This is a genomic window from Novipirellula sp. (assembly GCF_041583735.1).
Taxonomy (GTDB): Bacteria; Planctomycetota; Planctomycetia; order Pirellulales; family Pirellulaceae; genus Novipirellula.
Window position 1 is genome coordinate 1 of sequence record NZ_JBFHFD010000770.1, and the last position, 3,756, is coordinate 3,756.

Here is a 3,756-nt window from a genome sequence, read left to right on the forward strand (position 1 = left end):
ACAGTACCAGCAACAAACTCTTTGAACACCCGAGTCATGCCTGAAAAAATCCCGGGGGTTCGGGGGCTGGCCCCTGAGCACGCGGGATGCAGCACCTAACAACTATCAAAAAGTTGTCTCACTGTCGTTGACACATTCCGAGTACCGGAATTTGACCTTGTTTCTATCTGGTCAAACGACAGAGTTCGACTCCTTAGACAGGCTTCCTATCCCGTTCTTCGTGGCACGCAATTCTCCGTCGGCGACATTACCTACCTTTACTCGACGGGATACATCCCAACGATGCGGGCGTTCCCTCATGGGCACGTCCCCTCGCCGCTTCAAATAGCGGATCACTACGGTGATACATCGATGGAGCAAATCTGCGCCGAGATTTTGGCGCTGTCAAAACTGAATTGGAATTCGGCCTTTTTCGCGGCCGCAGAACCAATCACATTGAAATTCTCACGTGCTGTCAGCAACGTGATGCGCGAAGTTCCGTTTGGAGTCACGCCCTTGCCACAGTTTAAATTCTACATTTAGTTTTGGGCACTATTGCCAGCAGTCCGAGACGAAAAGATGAAAGTGGGTAAATTACACGTGCCTGCCTCCGCGCCGAACTGTGGTTTGATACTTTGGCGGGATCATTGTCTCTTGGTGGGCGACACCCTTTTCCAATATTTTTCACCTCCCATTTTTTAACCCTTTTTATTTTCTAACCTTCTCGTCCGATGCCCCAGATCTCTGCCACCTACACCGTCAGTCTCGTGTAGATCATGCGTCTTTCAACACCGGCTAACCAGGATGGAGAAGAGGTTAAAAAATGAGGGGTTAGAAAATGTAAGAAGACAAAAGTCGCCCCTACCGGGGCTAATGGCAGTGGGGTGGAATGCGTTCCCACGGCTTACGCCATGGGCTACATGCTGCCGTCCCTGCCGGGACTCATTAATGCGGCGTTCGCAATACGAGCAGGTCCGCGATTCAACGCTCACTCCGTGATAAACCTTTGAATTCCGGCCGACGTTATAATCGACGAGTGGGTGCACCGGATACAGGCTGACGAAGCAATCGGAAACTCGATCAATCGAAATTGAATTTAATCACCCGAACAGAAATTGATAATTCAGGACCGGGGAACTATTGCACACTAGAGCATTTTTAATTTTGATGTAGCTGATGTCACCAGACGGTGGACCGCGTTCTTGCGAACGCAGCGACGGTTTGAAGCTCACGTCATTTTTCGAAATGCTCTAACGTGGAAAAAACAATGAGCGACTGGCAACCTAACATCTTCGACTGTCCGGCCGGTGACGTGATCACGATCGATTCGCAGCATTGGGACGCCTGTTTGAGCAGGCTTTCCAAGGGAGATCTCGCGGGCGTTCATATTTCGGCAATGTCGCATTACGCAGAGAAGGACCTTGAGTTTTTACGAGACTTTCCCAACATCACGGCGGTGGCTATCAGCTATGGGAAAGGAATTGATCTGGCGGGGCTGCAGTATCTTGAAGGCCTGGAATACTTGACTTTGGATACCTACAAAGATCCGCCAGATTTGGGCCAGTTCTCGATGCTGCGGACGCTGAGCGCCGAGTGGTCGCCGCAACTGAGTGTAGATGAACGCAACGAGCAACTAGAGAAACTGACGCTTTTCAATTACAAGTGTCCCCACTCTGATTTGAGTTACCTTCCGCTGATTCCGTCGCTAAAGCACCTGGAATTGAACCTTTCTTCGGTCACTTTACTTGATGGAGCTGATCGGCAGCGACATGTGCAATCGCTGCATTTCTACCGGTTTTTGAAGTTAACCCGCATTGCCGCGATCGCCGCTCTGTCAGGCGGGAGTTTGCAGCGTATCAAATTCGAGCTGTGTAAGAAGATCGAAGACATCGATCAACTTGGTCAATTGGAGAGCGTTAAGAAGATTACGCTTGATCGTTGTGCTGACATCAACGACTTGGAATTTCTGCGTGGATGTTCGCAGCTGGAAGAGTTCGTCATCTTGGACACGAAGATCGTCAGCGGTAACCTCCGTCCGCTTCTCGAGCTACCGAAGCTGAGTTATTTTTTTACGTCCGACAAACATCACCATTCTCATACGAAAGATGAGATCAACGCTTTGCTGAGAAGTAGATAGGAACCGGCCCAACATCACTCAAGCAGCCTCGCAGTCGTTGGTGGGTCTCACCGAATAAGGCACCCTACATCAATGTTGGTGGACGATACCCCATTTCCGATATTTCCCACCTTCCATTTTCTAACCTTCTCGTCCGGTGACCCGCGTTTCTGCTGTGCCTGTGACTTGTGTTTCGGCCATCGGCACCGTCAGTCCCGTCGAGATCGTGAGCCTTGTGGCATCACCTAACGAGGATGGGAGGACAGGTTACCTTGCTGTCGCCCCTGCCAGGGCTGATAGTTGTGGGGTGGACTGCGTTCCCACGGCTTACGCCATGGGCTATGTGCTGCCGTCCCTGTCGGGACTCTTCAAATTGGGCTTCGCCCTGGACTCGCGTTAAGAGCGGTTGTTTGTCGATGCGATTGGCGATGATCGTTGATTTTCACCATCTTCTTGTCTTCACCTTCCTGTCCGCGCTCTTCACAGGGTGTGGTAGGGAAGCGCGGTTGTCGCCGCGTTGGCGGTGGCCCATCGTTGCATCTGTTGATGCAATTGCATTGTTCCCTGTCGCCCCTACCGGCAACGCTGTAAAGCATTTTCATGCCGTGTTCTATGTTGTTTTAACGTAGCGAAAGTCGTCAACGGCTTTCGTTGAACGAACCCAATTCCCGAAACTCTTGACGAGTTCCGCTACGAAATGCTTCACAGCGTTGCCTACCGGGGCTGATGGTTGTTTCGGTGGATTCCGTTCCCACGGCTTACGCAGTGGCATATGTGCTGCCGTCCCTGCCGGGACTGACCGATCTAATCGGTCGCTTCGGGTGCTGCCCCGGAAATGATTGCCCGCGAATAACGCGAATTGACGCGAATGTTTTTATCATCCGGCTTGGATTCGCGTTCATTCGCGCCATTCGCGGGCCAACTGTCTTCGCATTCTCTTGGAGCAGTTCGCACAGGTCGAAAGGAACCGCTTCGTCAGCGTCCAGCTAGGTTTTCGATTTGCATGGAAGAGATGGAGGCGCTGGTTAAAAAATAAGGGGTTAGAAAATTTAAGAAGGGAAAGCTATCGCTGCTGGCGGGGGACTCGCGGACAGAGCGGTTGTTTTCTGTCGTGTTGCGATTGTCGATGAACATTGCTATCGCTGCATGCAGACATGGACTCCAACGGTAACCCAGTGGCAATCCAGATTGTTTAGGACGGCCGCATCCTTTCAGAGTGAACGCTCCGTCGACCCCTCGCTTTGACTACCGGCTCCTCACCCCTGCGACGTAACTGCAGCGCAGCAATCGCATTCCGTCTGCAACTGGACGCGTGATATCCTTCCCCCGTCCAATGACGATCAACCCACCATCGGACGCAAGTCAAGTCGCTTTGCTGCCGTCGTGCTCACTCATTTGTCAACGCGAGTTTTTGAAAAAAAAGTTTTTAACTCCGCTGCATCCCGCTGCATTTCTTTTGACTCCGGAAAATCCTTGATTCCCGAGCTGCTGCCGCCGCCGCGACAACAGCCTTTTGCTGACCGGCTGCGGAATTCTCGAAAGTGGGCTGGACGCACTATATCCGCATAGGCGAATATCCATATACATTCGCCTGGACGCATATAGATCATGGAGCCGCCGTCCTGGCGTGCTTCTCCGTTTTTCGATGACGGAGATTTCGT

2 protein-coding genes are annotated in these 3,756 nt (G+C 51.8%); one reads left to right on the top strand and one right to left on the bottom strand.

Going from position 1 to position 3,756, the window contains the following annotated elements; translation table 11 throughout:
• Positions 1-1,246: 1,246 nt before the first annotated feature.
• Entirely contained in the window at positions 1,247-2,116 is an 870-nt protein-coding gene (locus ABX962_RS32445) for a hypothetical protein (protein WP_372725839.1), read from the top strand.
• Between the two features lie 1,370 nt (positions 2,117-3,486).
• Here the strand turns inward: ABX962_RS32445 and ABX962_RS32450 are convergent.
• Positions 3,487-3,756: hypothetical protein (locus tag ABX962_RS32450; protein WP_372725840.1), on the bottom strand; the 270-nt coding region annotated here is incomplete at its 5' end.

Bases quoted from the DNA above. Each gene is read 5' to 3' on its own strand.
- ABX962_RS32445 (WP_372725839.1), top strand. From the start codon at position 1,247: ATGAGCGACTGGCAACCTAACATCTTCGACTGTCCGGCCGGTGACGTG.